The organism is Haloferax sp. S1W (assembly GCF_044593955.1).
GTDB lineage: Archaea > Halobacteriota > Halobacteria > Halobacteriales > Haloferacaceae > Haloferax.
In genome coordinates this window covers 503,019-519,622 of the sequence record NZ_CP172595.1, presented here as the reverse complement: position 1 = coordinate 519,622, position 16,604 = coordinate 503,019, and the positions used below count along the sequence as shown (strand labels likewise).

18 protein-coding genes are annotated in these 16,604 nt (G+C 62.4%); 7 read left to right on the top strand and 11 right to left on the bottom strand.

The annotated features are described in order from the left end of the window. Nucleotides 1–2: 2 nt before the first annotated feature. Nucleotides 3–167: a hypothetical protein gene (locus ACH9L7_RS02810; protein ID WP_396612234.1), complete on the top strand. Its 165-nt coding sequence runs from the start codon at nt 3–5 to the stop codon at nt 165–167. 12 nt (nt 168–179) lie between these two features. On the opposite strand, the gene ACH9L7_RS02805 is transcribed toward ACH9L7_RS02810, so the two are convergent. The 6 genes from ACH9L7_RS02805 to ACH9L7_RS02780 all read right to left on the bottom strand — a co-directional run bounded on the left by ACH9L7_RS02805 (nt 180) and on the right by ACH9L7_RS02780 (nt 6,302). Continuing rightward, nucleotides 180–914 (bottom strand): GNAT family N-acetyltransferase, encoded by a 735-nt coding sequence (locus ACH9L7_RS02805; RefSeq protein ID WP_396612233.1) that lies wholly within the window; start codon nt 912–914, stop codon nt 180–182. 169 nt (nt 915–1,083) lie between these two features. Beyond that, nucleotides 1,084–1,503 (bottom strand): hypothetical protein, encoded by a 420-nt coding sequence (locus ACH9L7_RS02800; protein ID WP_396612232.1) that lies wholly within the window; start codon nt 1,501–1,503, stop codon nt 1,084–1,086. 4 nt (nt 1,504–1,507) lie between these two features. Further along, nucleotides 1,508–3,172 (bottom strand): FAD-dependent monooxygenase, encoded by a 1,665-nt coding sequence (locus ACH9L7_RS02795; protein ID WP_396612231.1) that lies wholly within the window; start codon nt 3,170–3,172, stop codon nt 1,508–1,510. Next, nucleotides 3,169–4,929 carry an electron transfer flavoprotein subunit alpha/FixB family protein gene (locus ACH9L7_RS02790; RefSeq protein ID WP_396612230.1) on the bottom strand — a complete coding sequence of 587 codons (1,761 nt, stop codon included), beginning with the start codon at nt 4,927–4,929 and terminating at the stop codon, nt 3,169–3,171. Before ACH9L7_RS02790 ends, ACH9L7_RS02795 begins: the two co-directional genes overlap by 4 nt. A 2-nt stretch (nt 4,930–4,931) precedes the next feature. Next, nucleotides 4,932–5,786, bottom strand: coding sequence for an electron transfer flavoprotein subunit beta/FixA family protein (locus ACH9L7_RS02785; protein ID WP_396612229.1), 855 nt, complete (start codon nt 5,784–5,786; stop codon nt 4,932–4,934). 141 nt (nt 5,787–5,927) lie between these two features. Further along, nucleotides 5,928–6,302 (bottom strand): ferredoxin family protein, encoded by a 375-nt coding sequence (locus ACH9L7_RS02780; protein WP_396612228.1) that lies wholly within the window; start codon nt 6,300–6,302, stop codon nt 5,928–5,930. Between the two features lie 194 nt (nt 6,303–6,496). On the opposite strand from ACH9L7_RS02780, the gene ACH9L7_RS02775 reads away from it, so the two are divergent. Together ACH9L7_RS02775 and ACH9L7_RS02770 are read left to right on the top strand one after the other, a co-directional pair. Then, the gene (locus ACH9L7_RS02775; RefSeq protein ID WP_396612227.1) at nt 6,497–6,943 is read left to right on the top strand and encodes an ester cyclase; all 447 of its coding nucleotides are present in this window, start codon (nt 6,497–6,499) and stop codon (nt 6,941–6,943) included. 295 nt (nt 6,944–7,238) lie between these two features. Further along, nucleotides 7,239–7,718, top strand: a complete 480-nt coding sequence (locus ACH9L7_RS02770; protein ID WP_396612226.1) for a DUF456 domain-containing protein — start codon at nt 7,239–7,241, stop codon at nt 7,716–7,718. Nucleotides 7,719–7,787: 69 nt separating this feature from the next. Here ACH9L7_RS02770 and ACH9L7_RS02765 read toward each other — a convergent pair whose 3' ends face one another. The 4 genes from ACH9L7_RS02765 to ACH9L7_RS02750 form a co-directional block, all read right to left on the bottom strand. Further along, nucleotides 7,788–8,414, bottom strand: a complete 627-nt coding sequence (locus tag ACH9L7_RS02765) for a cyclase family protein (protein WP_396612225.1) — start codon at nt 8,412–8,414, stop codon at nt 7,788–7,790. A 93-nt stretch (nt 8,415–8,507) separates the two neighbouring features. After that, nucleotides 8,508–10,220 (bottom strand): glutamate--tRNA ligase, encoded by a 1,713-nt coding sequence (locus ACH9L7_RS02760; protein WP_396612224.1) that lies wholly within the window; start codon nt 10,218–10,220, stop codon nt 8,508–8,510. A 238-nt stretch (nt 10,221–10,458) separates the two neighbouring features. Further along, nucleotides 10,459–11,505 carry a geranylfarnesyl diphosphate synthase gene (gene idsA3 / locus ACH9L7_RS02755; RefSeq protein ID WP_396612223.1) on the bottom strand — a complete coding sequence of 349 codons (1,047 nt, stop codon included), beginning with the start codon at nt 11,503–11,505 and terminating at the stop codon, nt 10,459–10,461. Next, nucleotides 11,505–12,857, bottom strand: coding sequence for an RNase J family beta-CASP ribonuclease (locus ACH9L7_RS02750; RefSeq protein ID WP_396612222.1), 1,353 nt, complete (start codon nt 12,855–12,857; stop codon nt 11,505–11,507). Before ACH9L7_RS02750 ends, idsA3 begins: the two co-directional genes overlap by 1 nt. 484 nt (nt 12,858–13,341) lie before the next feature. Here ACH9L7_RS02750 and ACH9L7_RS02745 point away from each other — a divergent pair, with 484 nt between their 5' ends. The 4 genes from ACH9L7_RS02745 to ACH9L7_RS02730 all read left to right on the top strand — a co-directional run bounded on the left by ACH9L7_RS02745 (nt 13,342) and on the right by ACH9L7_RS02730 (nt 15,986). Next, nucleotides 13,342–13,569 (top strand): LSM domain-containing protein, encoded by a 228-nt coding sequence (locus ACH9L7_RS02745; protein WP_396612221.1) that lies wholly within the window; start codon nt 13,342–13,344, stop codon nt 13,567–13,569. Further along, nucleotides 13,566–13,742 carry a 50S ribosomal protein L37e gene (locus ACH9L7_RS02740; RefSeq protein ID WP_004042936.1) on the top strand — a complete coding sequence of 59 codons (177 nt, stop codon included), beginning with the start codon at nt 13,566–13,568 and terminating at the stop codon, nt 13,740–13,742. Before ACH9L7_RS02745 ends, ACH9L7_RS02740 begins: the two co-directional genes overlap by 4 nt. Nucleotides 13,743–14,122: 380 nt before the next feature. Then, on the top strand, nt 14,123–15,601 hold the full coding sequence (gene purF, locus ACH9L7_RS02735) for an amidophosphoribosyltransferase (protein ID WP_396612220.1): 1,479 nt from the start codon (nt 14,123–14,125) through the stop codon (nt 15,599–15,601). Nucleotides 15,602–15,764: 163 nt separating this feature from the next. Then, nucleotides 15,765–15,986: a hypothetical protein gene (locus ACH9L7_RS02730; protein WP_396612219.1), complete on the top strand. Its 222-nt coding sequence runs from the start codon at nt 15,765–15,767 to the stop codon at nt 15,984–15,986. Nucleotides 15,987–16,027: 41 nt separating this feature from the next. Here the strand turns inward: ACH9L7_RS02730 and ACH9L7_RS02725 are convergent, their stop codons facing one another. Then, complete coding sequence (locus ACH9L7_RS02725; protein WP_396612218.1) at nt 16,028–16,588, bottom strand: DUF420 domain-containing protein; 561 nt, start codon at nt 16,586–16,588, stop codon at nt 16,028–16,030. Between the last annotated feature and the right edge of the window lie 16 nt (nt 16,589–16,604).

Here is a 16,604-nt window from a genome sequence, read left to right as displayed (position 1 = left end):
CCATGTCCGAGTGCACCGAAGACGACTGCGAGAACGTCGCGGCGGTCAGGCTTCACATCCCGTGGGCCGACGACAGAAACGTCTGTCCGGCGCACGCTCGGGCGCTCGCCCAACAGGACGGCGTCGTCGCTATCCCGCTCGATGACGCAGAAAAGAACTGGTCGTAGGGGTGGCGGACCTCACCGGAGACTGACGGCCATCATCACTTCGTCGACGTACTCGCCGTCGATTTTGTAGTGACTCTCCCGGACCGCTTCGGTCTCCCAGCCGTGGTTTTCGAGGAACTCGATAGCGCCCTCGTTGGTCGCCGGAACGCTGTTGTACAGCTTTTCGAAGCCGTGTTCGCGCGCCCAGCGGACGCCGCGTTCGAGGAGTTTACTCCCGATGCCGTGGCCGCGGTACTCGGACCGGGTGCCGACGGTCAGAACGGCCGTGTGGCTCAGTTTCTCCGCCTCCGGCAGGTCGAGGTGGACCCACCCGGCGAGTTGGTCGTCGGTCGTCGCAACGAACACCATCCGGGAACTGAGTTCGTTGTGTCGCAGAACGACCTCCTCGTGGTCGATGATGTCCGCGACTGTCTCGGCTTCGATGTAAGTCCCCTCGTCGGCGACTTCGTGGATGGCGTCGACGAGACTTTCGAGGTCAACGTCTTGGGCCATCCGGATGGTCACATCGAGGTCGTCGAGCGTGACCATCTCTTCCTCGCCGGGGGCGTACGCGACCTGCACGTGATTGCCGACCTTTCGGATGTAGCCGTCTCGTCGCAGAATCGTCAGATGTGTCCCTAACGCCGCCGGGTCGAAGTTGAGCGCCCGGCGTACCTCGTCCTCGCGGACTGTCCCGTGGCGCTCGATGTACTCGTAGATGTCTTTGCGGTCCTTGTGGTCGAAGTTGAGACTGTCTGTGACTTCCATGGTACACAATAACACCCATGGTTAATAATTGTTGTTCGTGATGGTTACTTCGTGGGAACCGTTTCGCGGTTAAAATTAGGACAATTCGTCCATCGCCGCGAGGACCTGTTCGAGCTCCGGTTACCGACAAAGATGTTCAGACTGTGATATTTCTTCTCGTTGCAAACCGTCACCGCCGCGCTGGAACACACGTCAGCAGTTGCGCCGTGTCACGGACGTTGTGCGTTTTCAGCAGTATCTCCGCGGCCTCGCGAATGGTGAAATCGGCGTCGAGTTCCACGCCGTAACACCGGGCGTACAGTGAGAGCCAGTCGTTGAGGGCGCGGTGGAGGAGCCGAAACTCCTCTTGTGTAAACTCGACCATCTGACCGCCAGTTCGCGCCTCGATGTAGAGGGAGACGACCGGGCCGACACCTTCTCGGGCGTACGACATCGCCCGCTCGTCCGCATTCTCGTCGTCCGGCGGGTCGAACGACTCGCGGACCGACCGCGCCTCGGCCGCGAGGTTGCGAACGCGCTTTCCGAATCGGGCGTGTTCCGGGTCCCGGTCGGTGTCAGTCGTGGGCCGCGGTGCGGTGTTTCCCGTCATCGACTCACCCCTGTTTGAACTCGACGCCTTTCCCGCCACGGGGGTGGGTCCACTCGGTGTCGGCGACCACGGCGCAGGTTCCGCACTCGACACAGGGTTGGGTGTCGAGGCTGACGACGCGCTCTTCGGACCCGTTGGTTCGGACGAACTCCTCGCGGTAACACCCACCGCCGAAATCGACGGCGCTTACGGGGCAGGCGGATACCGCGACACCGCTCGCTTCAAAGGAGTTGTCGAGAAGCGTGATGTGGGGATTCCCGATATCGGTGTCGTAGGTGAGGTTCCCGATGCGGGCTTCGAGGTCCGGCGGCGACACGTCGTTCGTCTCTCCGACGCGCGTTCCGAGTTCCTCTGCGATGACCATCGGGAGCGTGACGTAGGGGGTCCGCGTGTCCGGAATCATCGCCGAGAGCGTCGGTGTGTTGTAGAGGCGTTCGAGTTGCCCCGAGAGCGCCCGAATCCCGAACCGACCGACCGACGACGTGAGGACGCCATCGACGAGGTCCGTGACCGACTCGTTCTCCGTGAGGCCGCGCATCATCTCGTAGCCGGTCGGCCGGAGTTTCTTCATCACGCCTTCGTCTCGGAGTTTCCGGGCGTAGAGCGTCCCGGCGTCTTCTGGGGTGTTTCGGGACTTCGCCTGCGCGTACGCTTCCGCAGCGAGCGCGCCCGCCGAGACGGCGTGGTTCATCCCCTTGATGATAGGGCCTTGGGCCTGCATCTGTCCGGCGGCGTCGCCGACGAGCATGAGGCGACCGAAGTGCGGTTCGCGGAGGGCCACCTTCTTCGAGTCGGGGACGAGTTTGGCGCTGTACTCGACTTCGGTGTAGTCCTCGTCCAACCACTGGCCGAGAAGGGGGTGGGTCAACATGGCGTCGAGCAGTTGGTGCGGTTCGGCGCGTTCCGCGACGAGGCTGTCGAGGTGGAACACCGTTCCGAGCGACAGCGACTCGCGGTTCGTGTAGAGGAACCCACCGCCGCGAACACCCTCGAACAGGTCGCCGGAGAAGAGGTGGGCCGCGCCCTCGTCTTCGCCAACGTCGAATCGGTCGGCGATGGTGTCGGCCGGCATATCGACGACTGCCTTGACGCCCTGGAACCACTCTTCGGGTTCGTCCCAGTCCATCAACCCGGCGTCGCGGGCGAGTTCCGAGTTCACCCCGTCGGCGGCGACGATGATGTCCGCCGTAATCGGGTCGAGTTCGTCCGTGGTGACGCCGACTATCTTCCCTTCTTCGCGGAGCAGTCCGTTCACGTGTACGTCGGTCAAGAGGCCGCCGCCGGTCTCGCGAGTCCGCTCGTGGACGCGCTCGGCCAGCCACGAGTCCATCTTCCGCCGGAGGACGGCGTCGGACCACTCGGTGTCGTGTTCGTGGAGTCTGGTCAGGTCGAACGATTCCACCTTCTCGCCCGCGATGTTGTGGATGCGGTAGGTGGTAATGGGGCGCTCTGCGGCTTCCTCGCGGAATCCGGGGAAGAGGTCGTCGATAGTGTACGGGGCCGACTCCTCGGCGTAGATGAGGCCCCCGGAGACGTTTTTCGACCCCGCTTCGACTCCGCGTTCGAGGACCAGCGTCTCGATTCCGTAATTGGCGAACGTCGCTGCTGCCGCCGCGCCGCCGGGTCCTGCCCCGACGACGACTGCTTCGTAGTGTTCGTGTTCCGTCATCGTGTCTCACCTCCGTCGTCTGCGGCGACGCCACCGTCTGGTGCCGCCCCGGCGTCACCGGCAATCGCTTCGCCGAAGCGTCCTTCTTTGAGCGCCTCGATTAGTTTCGGAAGCACCTCGAAGAGGTCGCCTTCGATGAAGTAGTCCGAGAAACCCCTGATTCGCGCGCCGGGGTCGGTGTTGATGGCGACGATGGTGTCCGACTCGTCCATCCCGACTTTGTGCTGGACGGCACCCGAGATGCCCGCCGCGATGTATAGTTTTGGTGCGACGACCTGTCCGGTCTCGCCGATTTGGCGCTCCTCGTGGGTGTACTGCTCGACGTGCCCGTCGAACTGGTACGACCCCGTGACGATGCCGCGAGTGACGCCGATTTCGGCGTCGTCGAACTGCCCCGCGAGTTCCTGTGCGAGTTCGATGCCGTGCGTCGGGGCGTCGCCGATACCGCGGCCGACGGCGACGATTACGTCGTGGCCCGTCAGGTCGACTCCCTCGTCTAACTGGTCGAAGTCGGTGACGGTGACGGGGAACCAGTCGTCGTCGAGGGGGGCGTCGTGTTCGAGGACCAATCCCTCGCGCCCCGGGTTGGGGTCGGGGATGTCGAAGCTCCCGGGGATGACCGATGCGCCCTGCGGGTGGAACTCCCGCGTCGGGTTGTCGATACAGAGAATCGTCGAGTACTCGAACCCGGAGAAGTCCGGACGCTTCATGTGGAGGATGCGCTGGAACTCCTTTTTCTCGCCCGCGACGCCGGTCTTGACGGGATTCGAGATGACCTCCTCTTCGATGTAGAGGCCCGAACAGTCGCTTGCGAGTCCCGAGTCGAGTTCCCCCTGCACGAGCGCCGAGAGGTCGCGGCCGTTGTTCGTCGCTGGGAAGATGGTGTAGCGTGGTTTGTCGTAGTCGCGCCAGTCCTCGTCACGGCCGCCGGTCACTTCGCCGCCGTCGTGACTCGCACCGGCCCGAGCCATGTCGCAGAAAATCTTCGTGTAGGCTTTGTGCTGGAACCTGCTGAGTCGCTCGTCTTCGCGGACGAGAACCACGTCGGCACCGTAGGCGATGGCATCCTCGACGTGTTTGGACACGTCGTCACCGATGAGGACCGCGACGACTCGCTCTGCTTCAGTGCGAGACTCCGTCTCGCTGGCCTCCGAATTCTCTTCGGAGACCCCGTAGTCCTCGTTGTACTGGTCCATCAGTTGCCGGGCCTTCCCAAGCATCTCCTTGGACACGTCGATAAGTTCGCCCGCCTGCGTCTCGCAGTAGACCCACATGTCGCGGTAGACACCGCCGCGGAGCGCCCGGGCGTGGCGTTTGTCCCGCGTTGGGTGGTCGAGGTCCGGGTATTTCTCTTCCGGCGGTCGGTCGTCGATTTCGACTTCCGTCGCCGCTTCGTCGCTCCCCTGTACCGAGTCGATGCGGTTCTGGATGAGGCGTTTGACCGACCCGCGGTCTCCGCCCGCCTCCTCGCGTTCGAGTAGCGACTGAAGGTCTTCGACCTCATCGATGTTCTGCAGGGCGTTTCCGACATCGGCCGCGCTCATCTCCGAGAGGTCGAGGCCGTCGGCGTCGGCCGGTTCCTCGTCGTCATCGGAGAACTTCTCGATGCGACTTTCGATGAGGGCGATGGCACCAGCACGGTTCTCGCCGCGGTGTTCTTTCTGGAGAATCTCCTCTAATTCGGCGGCATCCTCGATGTCCTTGATGGCCGGGCCGAGTTCAGCAATCTCGTAGTCGCTCGGGTCGAAGTCGGTCATCGTCAGTCACCCCCCGCGGCCGCCGACTGCATCGCCTCCAGCACGTCCTCCATCGCCTCTTCGTCGTCCGGGTCGACCATCGTCGCCTCGCGCTCTGCCGGGGCTTTCGGAATCGGGTCCACAGAGGAGACGATAGTCGGCGACCCATCGAGACCGATGTAGTCCGGGTCGAGGTTGACGTCGGTATGGTCCCAAACCGTCAGATGGTCTTCGTAGTGCTTGGCGCGCGCTTTCGTCTCTTCGCGGAGGTCCTTCAGCGTGAGTCGGTCGCCTGCCGAGCGATACGACGGGACGAACTCCGGGTCGGTGACGACGAACGCCGGAAGCGACGCCTCGACTGTCTCTATCTCCTCGATATCTCCCTTGACGAGTCGTTTCGCTCGCAGGATACCCTCGTCTTCGTCTACATCTAGCGAGATGACGTGGGTAACGAGCGGCATGTCGAGACACCAGTTCGTCTGCGGTCCGGTGTGGCCAGTCTCCCCGTCGGCTGTCTTGAAGCCAGCAAAGATGATGTCGGGTTCACCGAGTTTCTCGATACCCGCGCTGAGCGTAATCGCCGTCGCCCACGTGTCGGCGGCGGCCATCTCTCGGTCGGAGACGAGGAACAGGTCGTCGGCGTACACCGACTCCATCGCCTCCTGTAGCACTTCCTTGTACCCCGGCGGCCCCATACTCATCACGCTGACCCGGCCGCCGTGTCGAACCCGTGTTTGAAGCGCGGCCTCCAGAGCGAACTGGTCGTTCGGGTTCATCACCGTGGGCGTCTTCCCCCGTTCGAGGTGCCCATCCTCGTCGAACGATACCTGGCCCTCCCGGAAGTCAGGAACGCCTTTCGTGAGTACTACTGTGTGCATTGAGAACTTCCCTCGTGTTAGTGTGACCTCAGATTCATAATAATCTTTTGTGCGGTCTGCGCGAAAATTCTGCGATAGCACTGGCTCAGCGGCCGCGAGACGGTCGAGTAGCGGCGGGAGGGACGGTTGCGTCAGGCGCGCTTAGATGCGGCCCGCGCGCCCCGGGTCAACGTCGATGGCGTCCACCGGACAGACATCGACACAGAGCATACAGTCAATACACTGGTCTTCGTGTGTCGGTTCGGCCTTCAATTCTGACTCGGGATGGCCCGGGGTATCGACCCAGGTAAACACGTCGACGGGGCAGTCTTCGAGACAGGCCCCGTCGGCGAGGCAGATGTCGAAGTCGACGGCGACGTGTGTTCCGTGGATGCCGAGTTTCTCCGGCGGGTCGACCGGTCCCCAGACGGCGACGCTGTCACCAAACGTAGTTTGGTTTGTCGACGAACGAAGTTCGTCCAGCTTTTCTTCGCCGACCTTCTCTCGGTTCTGCTCGAAGTTAGGGTCGATGGCCATGTTAGTATGTACCATTCCTCGACGAGACAATAAATCATACCCCGGACGAACGGTAGCCTCCTGACTTTGTGAGGCCGTACGCGGCGCCCAATGATGTTATATGATAACACATAACGTGCGTGCCATCGTAATAATAACGGCGTTCTCTGGGACGTGCGGCACACCGAGACGAGCGCTTCACCGGAGAAGAAACTATGGCAACGACGACACCAGAAGAGACGAACAAGGCCCTCGTACGGAAGGTCTACGAGGAGTTCTTGAACGAAAAAAACTACGACGTGATCGAAGAGTTATACGCGAGCGATTTCGTCGCCTATCGGGCCAAGGGCGTCGAGATGCCCCGAGCGTCTACGCTCGAGGACCTTGAGGCGGACGCCCGGGTGTTACACGAGGCGTTCCCTGACTTCACGGCGACGATTGAGGAGTTGGTCGCCGAAGACGATACGGTCGTCAGCCGACTCACCATTACCGGGACCCACGAGGGTGAATTCAGGGACATCGCCCCCACGGGGGAGGAGGTAACCTACGAGCAAACATCCTTCTTCCGCGTTGAGGATGGGAAGTTCGTGGAAGCGTGGGTGCTGACCGACACACTCGCATTTATGCAGCAACTTGGGTCTATCGAGGCACCCGACAAATAGCGGCCGGACCACCAACTCTTCCCGGACTTCTTTGGTATCTTGAGTTCGTCTGGATCGTCGACATGATGTTTGACAAGATAGTTACACTGTCGCACCAGCGGCCGCTTTGACTTCATATCACAAAGCGGCGTCCAATTCACCACACGTCTTCACGAGGAACAGCAGACACTCCGCGTGAGAACGTATTATTGTCCCCTGCAACAAGGCAGTCATCGATCTATGACACGCTCTTTGTAAGAGCTACTTATTCCACGCGCCGAATGTGTGATTATCCCCCCGCTCGAATCGACCCGACATGGACCTGTTCTTCTGGGTCGCCATTGCCCTCCTCGTCCTCGGTATCGTCGGGAGCGTCCTCCCGTTGCTTCCGGGTGCGCTCCTCTCGGTCGTGGCCGTCGTCCTCTACTGGTGGTCGACGGGATTCTCCGACCCCGGACTGCTGGCTCTCGTCGGCCTCCTGCTCGTTGGCTTCGCTGCGCTCGCGGCCGACTACGGCGCGGGGTTCGTCGCGGCCCGCGTCGGCGGCGCGTCGAGTCGAACGTCACTCCTCGCGGGCGTCGTCGGGTTCGTCCTCATGTTTATCCTTGGACCACTCGGCATCTTCGTCGGCGTCGCTGGCACCGTCTTCGTCGTGGAGTACCTCGAACACGAAGACGCCGAGCAAAGCGGTCAGCGGGCGCTCTATGCGACTGTCGGCGTCCTCGCCTCGTCGGCGGTGCAGGTGTTCCTGACGTTCTCGATGCTGGTGGGATTCGTCCTCGCCGTCGTGGTCTGACCGCGGCAGCTCCCGCGACTTCGACGAACCAACCGCTGCCACTACGCTCGTCTGGTCCCGTCTTCCGACTTAAACCTCCGCGACGACTCTGGCGGGTGCCCCGTCGGCATCGACGCGCAGTGGCATCACGAAGAGGTCGAACGCCCGGCTCTCGGGAAGCGCGTCTAGCCCGCAGAGATTCTCGACGATAAGTTGTCTCGACCCCAAGAGCACGTGGTGGACGGGAACGCCGTCGCCGCCCGTCAGGTCTGGACTCAGCGCGTCGATACCAACCGAGATTCCTCGGTCTGCGCACCACTGTCCAGTTTCGGGAGCCAGCGCCGGGTGGTCGGTCATCCGTTCTGTTCCCCACTCGGCTTCCCATCCGGTTTGGAAGACGAGGAAGTCGGTGCTGTCTGCCAATTCGTTCGGAATCGAATCGGGCGTCACGAGGCCGCCAGCACCAACGTCGCGGCAGTCGACAATCTGCGCCGTGAACCGAAGGTCCGCTACGGAGTAGGCGTCGAGAGTCCTTCCATCCGGTTCGGTGTGGGCCGGTGCATCGACGTGTGTTCCGGCGTGGGTTCCGAGTTCGAGACGCGAGACGCGATAGCCGTCAGTGTCGAACTCGGCGTGCGATTCGACTGAGACGGGCGGGTCACCGGGGTACGTGGGCATGCCGGACTCGACGAGGCGGGTGAGGTCGACGAGGGTCATGACTGACTCTTCGTCGGTGACCGTAAAACGAGTGTTCGTGTGGAACGATTCGGGTCGGAACGGGTGCAGTGCGGCGTTGGGGTACGGGTCGACTTACTTGTGCGCGAAGTAGACGACCGTCTCGTCGTCGTCGCGGTCGTCAACGCGCACGAAGCCGACGCGCTCGAACTGGACGAGTTCGTCGACGGGCACGTCGGCGAAGTCGGGTTCCGCGACACCCGTCACGTCGCCGTCCATGGTGCGCATCCGAACCGAGACACCGTCGGTGGGTGCCCAGTGAATCACGTCGACTTCGCCCTCGCGGACCACGTCGAGGTCGTCGCCGGTGGCGACGAGGGTGTCGTCTTCGCGGCGGACGGCACCGAAGCCCTTCAGCCAGACGCGTTCGCCCTCGGCGGGCACGTCGCCCGATTCGAGGAGGACGCTGTCGCCGACAGGGATGTTACGGGTGCCGCGGTCTTCGAAACTCGGGTGAAGCGGCGGATGGGCCGTGTCGGGACCGCCTTCAACGGCGAACTCCTCCCCGTCTCGGACGAGGAAGTAGCGGTCAGTCTCGTCGTCCGCGAGGTCGCGGTTGTTCGAGTAGATGGAACTCATCGAGAGGTCCACGTTCGAGGTGGACGTACCGAGGGCGACCATCGCGTCGACGATGGCCTGCCCGCGGATGCCGCGGCGGCGGAGGCTTTTGAGTGTCGGCGCGCGGGGGTCGTCCCACCCGTTGAGTTCGCCGTCGTCGATGAGTTGCTTGAGCGTCGAAGTAGACATCTTCACGCCGTAGGCGTCCACCTGCACGTGGCCCCAGTGGATGACTTCGGGGTACTCCCAGTCGAAGTAGTCGTAGACGAACTGCTGGCGCTTCGCGGAGTCCTGCAGGTCGATGCCGCGGATGATGTGGGTGACGCCCGTGAGGTGGTCGTCGACGCCGGACTGGAAGTCGAGCATCGGCCACGCGCGGTAGTCTGCGGCTTCCTCGCGCGGGTGCGGCGTGTCTATCATGCGGAAGGCGACCCAGTCACGTAGCGCGGGGTTCTTGTGTTCGATGTCGGTCTTGACGCGAAGAACCATCTCGCCGGACGAGTACTCGCCTGCGACCATATCCTCGAACTCGTCGAGGGTCGTCTCGGGGTCCTTGTCGCGGTGGGGGCACGGCTTGCCCTCGTTCTTGAGGTTCGAGAAGTCCTCACCGGTACACGAGCAGGTGTACGCGCCGCCCATCTCGATGAGTTCGCGGGCGTGGTCGTAGTAGGTCTCGACGCGGTCCGATGCGCGAATCACGTCGTCGGGTTCGAACCCGAGGTAGTCGATATCGTCGAGGATGGCGTCGTAGGCGTCGAGGTCGGGGCGCTTCGTCTCCGGGTCGGTGTCGTCGAACCGGACGATGAAAGAGCCATCGTACATCTCCTTGTACGTCCCGATGACGGCGGGCATGCGCGCGTGGCCGATGTGCCACGGGCCGTTGGGGTTCGGTGCGGCGCGCATGCGAACCTCGCCGTACTCCTCGGCGTTCGGGAGGTCGGGAAGTAGTGAGTCGTCTTCCTCGTCTTCCGCCTCCATCTCGGCGAGTTCCTCGGGCGCAAGGTCCTCTAGACGCTCGCGCTTCTCGGCGGCCGAGAGGTTGTTGACCTCGGCGACGACCGGACCGATGAGACCCGGAATCTCGCCACCGTGCTGTCGGAAGTCGGGGTTCTCTCCCATCAGCGGGCCCATGATGGCACCCACGTCGGCGTCGCTGTCGTGTTTGACCGCGTTGAGGAGGGCGTGTTTCTCCGCCTCTCGCTCCACGCGCTCTCGAAGCTCGTCGTCCATTATCGTTCGATTCCGCGGCGCGCGTAAAAACAGGCCCGGATTGCGGGAAGGGTAATTCTCGCGCGGGCAGGGGGTACGACACATGTTAACACTTCTGAATGGATATACGTTACGTCGATGGCGTTGCAACTCGTTGCCAGTTGGTGTGTGACAGTTCAGCGTGAGAAAGTCGTCGGTCGATGCTGTGCGACGGGGGACAGCGCGTCGCGAGACGCGGGCGTCGGTCGTGTATCGGCCGTCAGTAGCCGCGGGTGATGAGGTAGTCCGCGATGTCGCGGAGCAGGTCACGGGCCTCGTTGTCCGGAAGGACATCGAGGCGTGCTTTGGCCTGGTCGGTCAGGTCCTGCGCCATGTCTCGCGCGTAGTCGATGCTCCCGGCCTCGTTGAGTTCGGCCACGGCGGATTCGACTTCGCTTTCGGTGAGTTCTTCGGCCGTCTCGGCCTCGACGAGCGAGTCCACATCGACGCCCTGCTGGCGCGCGTGCAGCGAGATGATGGTCTCTTTGTTCTCGACGAGGTCGGAACCGCGCTGTTTGCCGAGTTTCTCCGACGGCACCGTCAGGTCGAGCACGTCGTCTTGAATCTGGAACGCGCTGCCCGACTCGATACCGTACTGGTAGAGTGCTTCGACGACGTCGTCGTCGGCACCCATGAGAACCGCCGGGATGGCGGCCGCGGTGCCGTAGAGCACTGCCGTCTTGAGTTCGATCATCTGGAGGTACTCGTCGGGGAGCACCTCGGTTCGGCGCTCGAACTCGATGTCGAGGGACTGGCCCTCGCAAATCTGGGTACACGTGGTCGCGAGTCGACGGACGGCTTCGAGGCCGTTCGCCGGGTCAGAGCCTGTCTGCGTCAGCAACTCGAAGGCTTTCGCGTACAGCGTGTCGCCCGCGAGGATGGCTGTCTCGGTGTCGTACTCTTTGTGGACTGCCGGGACGCCGCGCCGAAGGTCGTCGTCGTCCATGATGTCGTCGTGGATGAGCGTGAACGACTGGATGACCTCGATGCCCACGGCGGCGACCATCACGTCGATGGCCGTCCCCGAGAGCGTCGGGAACTCGCGGTAATCCTCCGACATCGGCTTGACATCCGCGAGGGACTCAGCCGTGAGGAGGGAGACGGTCGGACGGAGACGCTTCCCACCAGCCTTCAGGAGGTACCGGGAGGCTTCGTAGAGCCGCTCTGGCTCGGCCATCGGCACGTCCTCGTCGAGTGCCTCGTTCACGAGTTCGCGTCGCTCGCGAATCGCTTCGAGCACTCGCTGTTCCGTCGCGTCAGGGCTCATCAGTCCACCAGCTGAATCATGTTTCCGTTCCGCGTCACGTGGAGGTCACGACCGAGGGCGTAGCCCTGGCTCTCCGCGAGGTCCACGTACGGAGCGAAGCCCTTCAGGTTCTGGTGGGCCGGGATGAGGTGCTTGGGCTGGAGCGCCTGCAGCATCTCGTAGTGGCCTTCCTCACGAAGGTGGCCGGAGACGTGGATGTCGTCGTAGATGCGGGCACCCTGCATGCGCAGGAGGCGCTCGGACTGGTAGCGCTGCCCCTCGTTCGTCGGCTCCGGGATGACCCGCGCCGAGAAGATGACCTTGTCGCCATCTTCAATCTCGTACGGCGTCTCACCGCGGCCCATACGAGTGAGCATCGCGCGCGGCTCGCCCTGATGGCCCGTGACGATTGGCAGGAAGTTCTCCTTGCCCTCCTTCATGATGCGCTTGAAGGTACGGTCGACGGACTTGCGGTGGCCGTACATCCCGAGGTCGTCGGGTAGGTCGACGAAGCCGAGGCGCTCGGCCGTGCCGGAGTACTTCTCCATCGAGCGGCCGAGGAGGACCGGCTGACGGCCGATATCCTTGGCGAACTCGACGAGCGAGGAGACGCGCGAGATGTGCGACGAGAACGTCGTCGCGACGATACCGCCGTCGTAATCTTCGACGGAGGTCATCACGTCCTTGAGGTGGCGGCGAGCGACGGACTCGGAGGGCGTACGTCCCTTCCGACCGGCGTTCGTACAGTCCTCGATGTAGGCGAGGACACCGTTGCCCTCGCGACCGATTTCGCGGAAGCGCTTCATGTCGATTGGGTCTTCGAGGACCGGCGAGTGGTCCATGCGCTTGTCGAGACCGTAGACGATGGCTCCTTCCGGCGTGTGGAGGACCGGGTTGATAGCGTCGATGATGGAGTGGGTGACGTGGACGAACTCGAGGTCGACCTGTCCGGAGTCCCCGATAGACATCGTCGACCCGGCTTCCATCTTGACGAGTTCGTTGTTAACGTTGAACTTGTTCTCGCCCTCGATTTGTTGTTTCACCAGTTCGATGGTGAAGGGGGTCGCAACGATGGGTGCATCGTAGCGGTGTGCCAGCTTGGAGATGGCACCGATGTGGTCGAGGTGGCCGTGCGTCGGCACGATTGCCTGCACGTCACCTTCGAGGTCGCTCATGACACGGTCGTCCGGGATGGCGCCCATGTCGATGAGGTCGAGGCTGTGCATCTTTTCGGTCTCAACGTTGTCGTGGATGAGAACCTGCGACAGGTTGAGGCCCATGTCGAAGACGACAACGTCGTCGCCCGCACGGACTGCCGTCATCTGACGGCCAACTTCTTCGTATCCGCCTATGGTTGCAATTTCAATTTCCATGGTTTGTCTCTCGATATTCCGAGCATCGAAAGCCACGATGTGGCGAAGGTGCTCACGGAAAGACGGGTGTCTGGGGGCCACCGGCCCCGGCGTCTTGCAGCTCGTCGGTCGAATGACCCCGCGTGCGAGGCGGCCCGCATCTTCTGCGAATCGGGCACGCCCGCACTTACCCGCGGGTTTGTGGTACTCGGAACTACTCACGGGGGTACTAAAAACTACGTGGGTTGACCGCGCCCGCATACCCGCCCCCGAGAGAATCGGTAATCGTGGCACAGAGATATCAGAAGGCTGTCCAGAAATCGACAATTACCCGGTTTTCAGCGTCGACAGTTCGCGGTGAACACATCGGTGGGCCGATACGCAGGTAATTGCAGGACTGCGAAGCGGTACGCACCCAGATTGTCATCCCTCTACTGGGAATTACAGGGGGATTCGCGGCAACCGGTCCGGCACCTTTAAGATAACGACGAGACGGAATTGAACCATGAGCGGTCGACCTCTCGATGTCCTGGAGGACTCACTGGACGAACCAGTGACAGTCACTCTCAAGGACGAAAGCGCATACTACGGCGTCCTCGCCGGCTACGACCAGCACATGAACGTTGTCCTCGAAGAGTCCCTTGACGACTCCGTCCCCGGAGATGTCGAACTCGAGCAAGTTCAAGACACAACCATTATACGCGGCGATAACGTCGTGACCATCAAAGCATGACGGGTGCAGGTACCCCTAGCCAAGGAAAGAAGAACAAGACGACGCACGTCAAGTGCCGTCGCTGCGGCGAGAAGTCCTACCACGTGAAGAAGAAGGTCTGTTCGTCCTGCGGCTTCGGCAAGTCGAAGAAGCGTCGGAGCTACGCCTGGCAGTCCAAGTCGGGCGACAACTAACGACAACTGACGGTCTTTCGACCGTTTCTCTGTCTTCTGTCTCGCCGTTCTCGGCGAGCACCACTACCACCTTTCCTGACACCCGGTTCGTGCTGCAATCGTGCGACCAGTTACCACAGAGCTAGCTACTGAACTCCCGTTCTCGCAACGAGTCGAGCGCGTCCGTTGTTACCACGAGCGCGTCTACTCTGCACTATCCGTTTAGCAGTTCGCTGCAACGAGCGAGCCGGAGAGACGAGTACCAGAGAGGGGCGTTTCGGTCCAGAATTTCGACGGTCTCCGGCAACGATATCCACAGACGTGCATAAATTGGGGTTCGAAAACCCGTAGTTACTGCATAAGGACGGGTTTTTTACCCCCTCACCTCCGTACCATCAACTATGGCAAATGGGCGGGACGACTCCCACCACATCGGCGGACTGACTGAGAAGTGTGGCGTCGTCGGCGTCGCACTCGACGGTCGAGACGCCGCACGACCCCTGTACTACTCCCTGTACGCCCTCCAACACCGGGGACAGGAGTCGGCAGGTATCGTCACCCACGATGGATTCCAACAGCACAGCCACGTCCAGATGGGTCTCGTCGGCGACGCGTTCAGTCCCGACGACCTCGACGGTCTCAAGGGAACGACGGGCATCGGCCACGTTCGCTATCCGACTGCGGGCGACGTGACGAAGTCCTGTGCGCAACCGTTCGCCGTCTCGTTTAAATCGGGGTCGCTTGGACTCGCGCACAACGGCAACCTCGTCAACGCCGACGAACTCCGCGACGAGTTGGAGAACTACGGTCACGCGTTCACCTCGACGGGTGACACCGAGGTCATCGCGCACGACCTCGCCCGCAACCTCCTCGAAGAGGACCTCATCCGCGCCGTCAAGCGAACCATGGAGCGCATCCACGGGTCCTACGCGCTGACCATCATGCACGACGAGACGGTCCTCGGCGTGCGCGACCCCGAGGGGAACCGCCCGCTCTGTATCGGAAAGGTCGACGACGGCTACATCCTCGCCTCCGAATCCGCCGCCATCGACACCCTCGACGGCGAACTCGTCCGCGACGTTCGACCGGGCGAACTCGTCGTCCTCACCCCGGACGGGTCCGGATTCGACTCGTACCAACTCGTCGAACGCGAGAACACGGCCCACTGCTTCTTCGAACACGTCTACTTTGCGCGCCCCGACTCCGTGATGAACGACTCGCTCGTCTACGAGGTTCGTCGTGGACTCGGTCGCAAACTCTGGGAGGAAGCGGGCGTCGACAGCGATGTGGTCATGCCCGTCCCCGACTCCGGCCGGGCGTTCGCCTCAGGATACGCCGAGGCAGCACAGGAAGACGGCGCGAGCGTCGAGTTCGCCGAGGGCCTGATGAAGAACCGCTACGTCGGACGGACGTTCATCATGCCGACGCAGGACGAACGCGAGCGCGCCGTTCGCCTGAAACTCAACCCTATCAAGAGCACCGTCGAAGGGAAGTCCGTGACGCTCATCGACGACAGCATCGTCCGCGGAACGACTTCGACGCAACTCGTCGAACTCCTCTACGAAGCGGGTGCCGAAGAAGTCCACATGCGCATCGGTGCGCCGCCCATCGTCGCCCCGTGTTACATGGGTATCAACATGGCCACCCGCGAGGAACTCATTGCCTCCGACAAGTCCGTCGAAGACGTCCGAGACACCATCTCCGCCGACAGCCTCGGATATCTCTCTATCGACGCCATCTCGGAAGTCCTCGGGAAGTCCCGCGCAGACCTGTGTCTCGGCTGTGTCACTGGTGAGTATCCCTACGACATCGACGACGAGACGACCGACCGCGACGTGCGCCGCCCCGCCATCGGCGCGGACGCTCCCGCCGACGACTGACCACTGCTGGTCGTACTCTCGACGGGACCGGACCTACTCGTTCGGACGCACCCCACCCACACAGGAGTCGTACGCTGCACGTGTCTTACTTTCAGACTGTCCCCGAGAGACGAAATAGCATAATCAACGCGACGTTTCTTGGCCTCCCAATTCCTCTCTGCATATGTACTCCGACCCACTCGGACCGGGTCTTGGGTTGGAGTACGGAGTGCGACACCGACGAGCGACGCTCGTACCGACAGTATTCTACGAGCGTCCCCGTCGAAGTGACCTGCCGGTCGCGTCCACGTACCACTCCCTCCTGTTCACCGAGTTCGGTGGCGGATGGTCCGACACCAGCGCGGGACAGGACGGGATTCTCCCTACTGTCGAATTCAATAGCTGACGCAGCGGAGCGAATTCAGTAGCCGACACAGCGGAGTAAAATCAGTAGATGACGTAGAGCAGCAGATAGACGACGTTGCCGAGAACGAACGAAATCAGCCACAGTGACGCGGCGATGCGGCCGAATCGTGCGTGGTTGGTCCCGAATACGTCGGAGATGGGTCGGGTCAGCGCCAAAAGCAGGGTGTAGTAGACGACTGGAACACAGACGATAGCGAGGAGCATGTGGACCGCCAGCGTCGGGAGGTAGACGAACTGGTAGATGGCTTCCGGGCCGGGGAATTCAGTGGTTCCCTGAACCACGACTTTGTAGAGATAGAGGACGAGAAACGTCGCAAAGAGAGCGAACGAGGTGAGCATCATCCGCTGGTGGCGTTTGATTTCCCCGCGGCGGACGAAACGGATGCCCGCGAGGATGGTCACGATGGCGGCGGTGCTGATGACCGCGTTCACGTGCGGAATCGCGTGCAGCACCGCGTCGGACGCCTGTGGGATGACCGCGCGTGGAATCGCCCCCAGCACTGCACCGAACACGAGTGCGAGCGAGACGACTGAGAGGGCAGCAGTCAGACCGCGGACGTGGTTTCGAGCGCGAAACTCCATGTCCGTACTGGAGGCT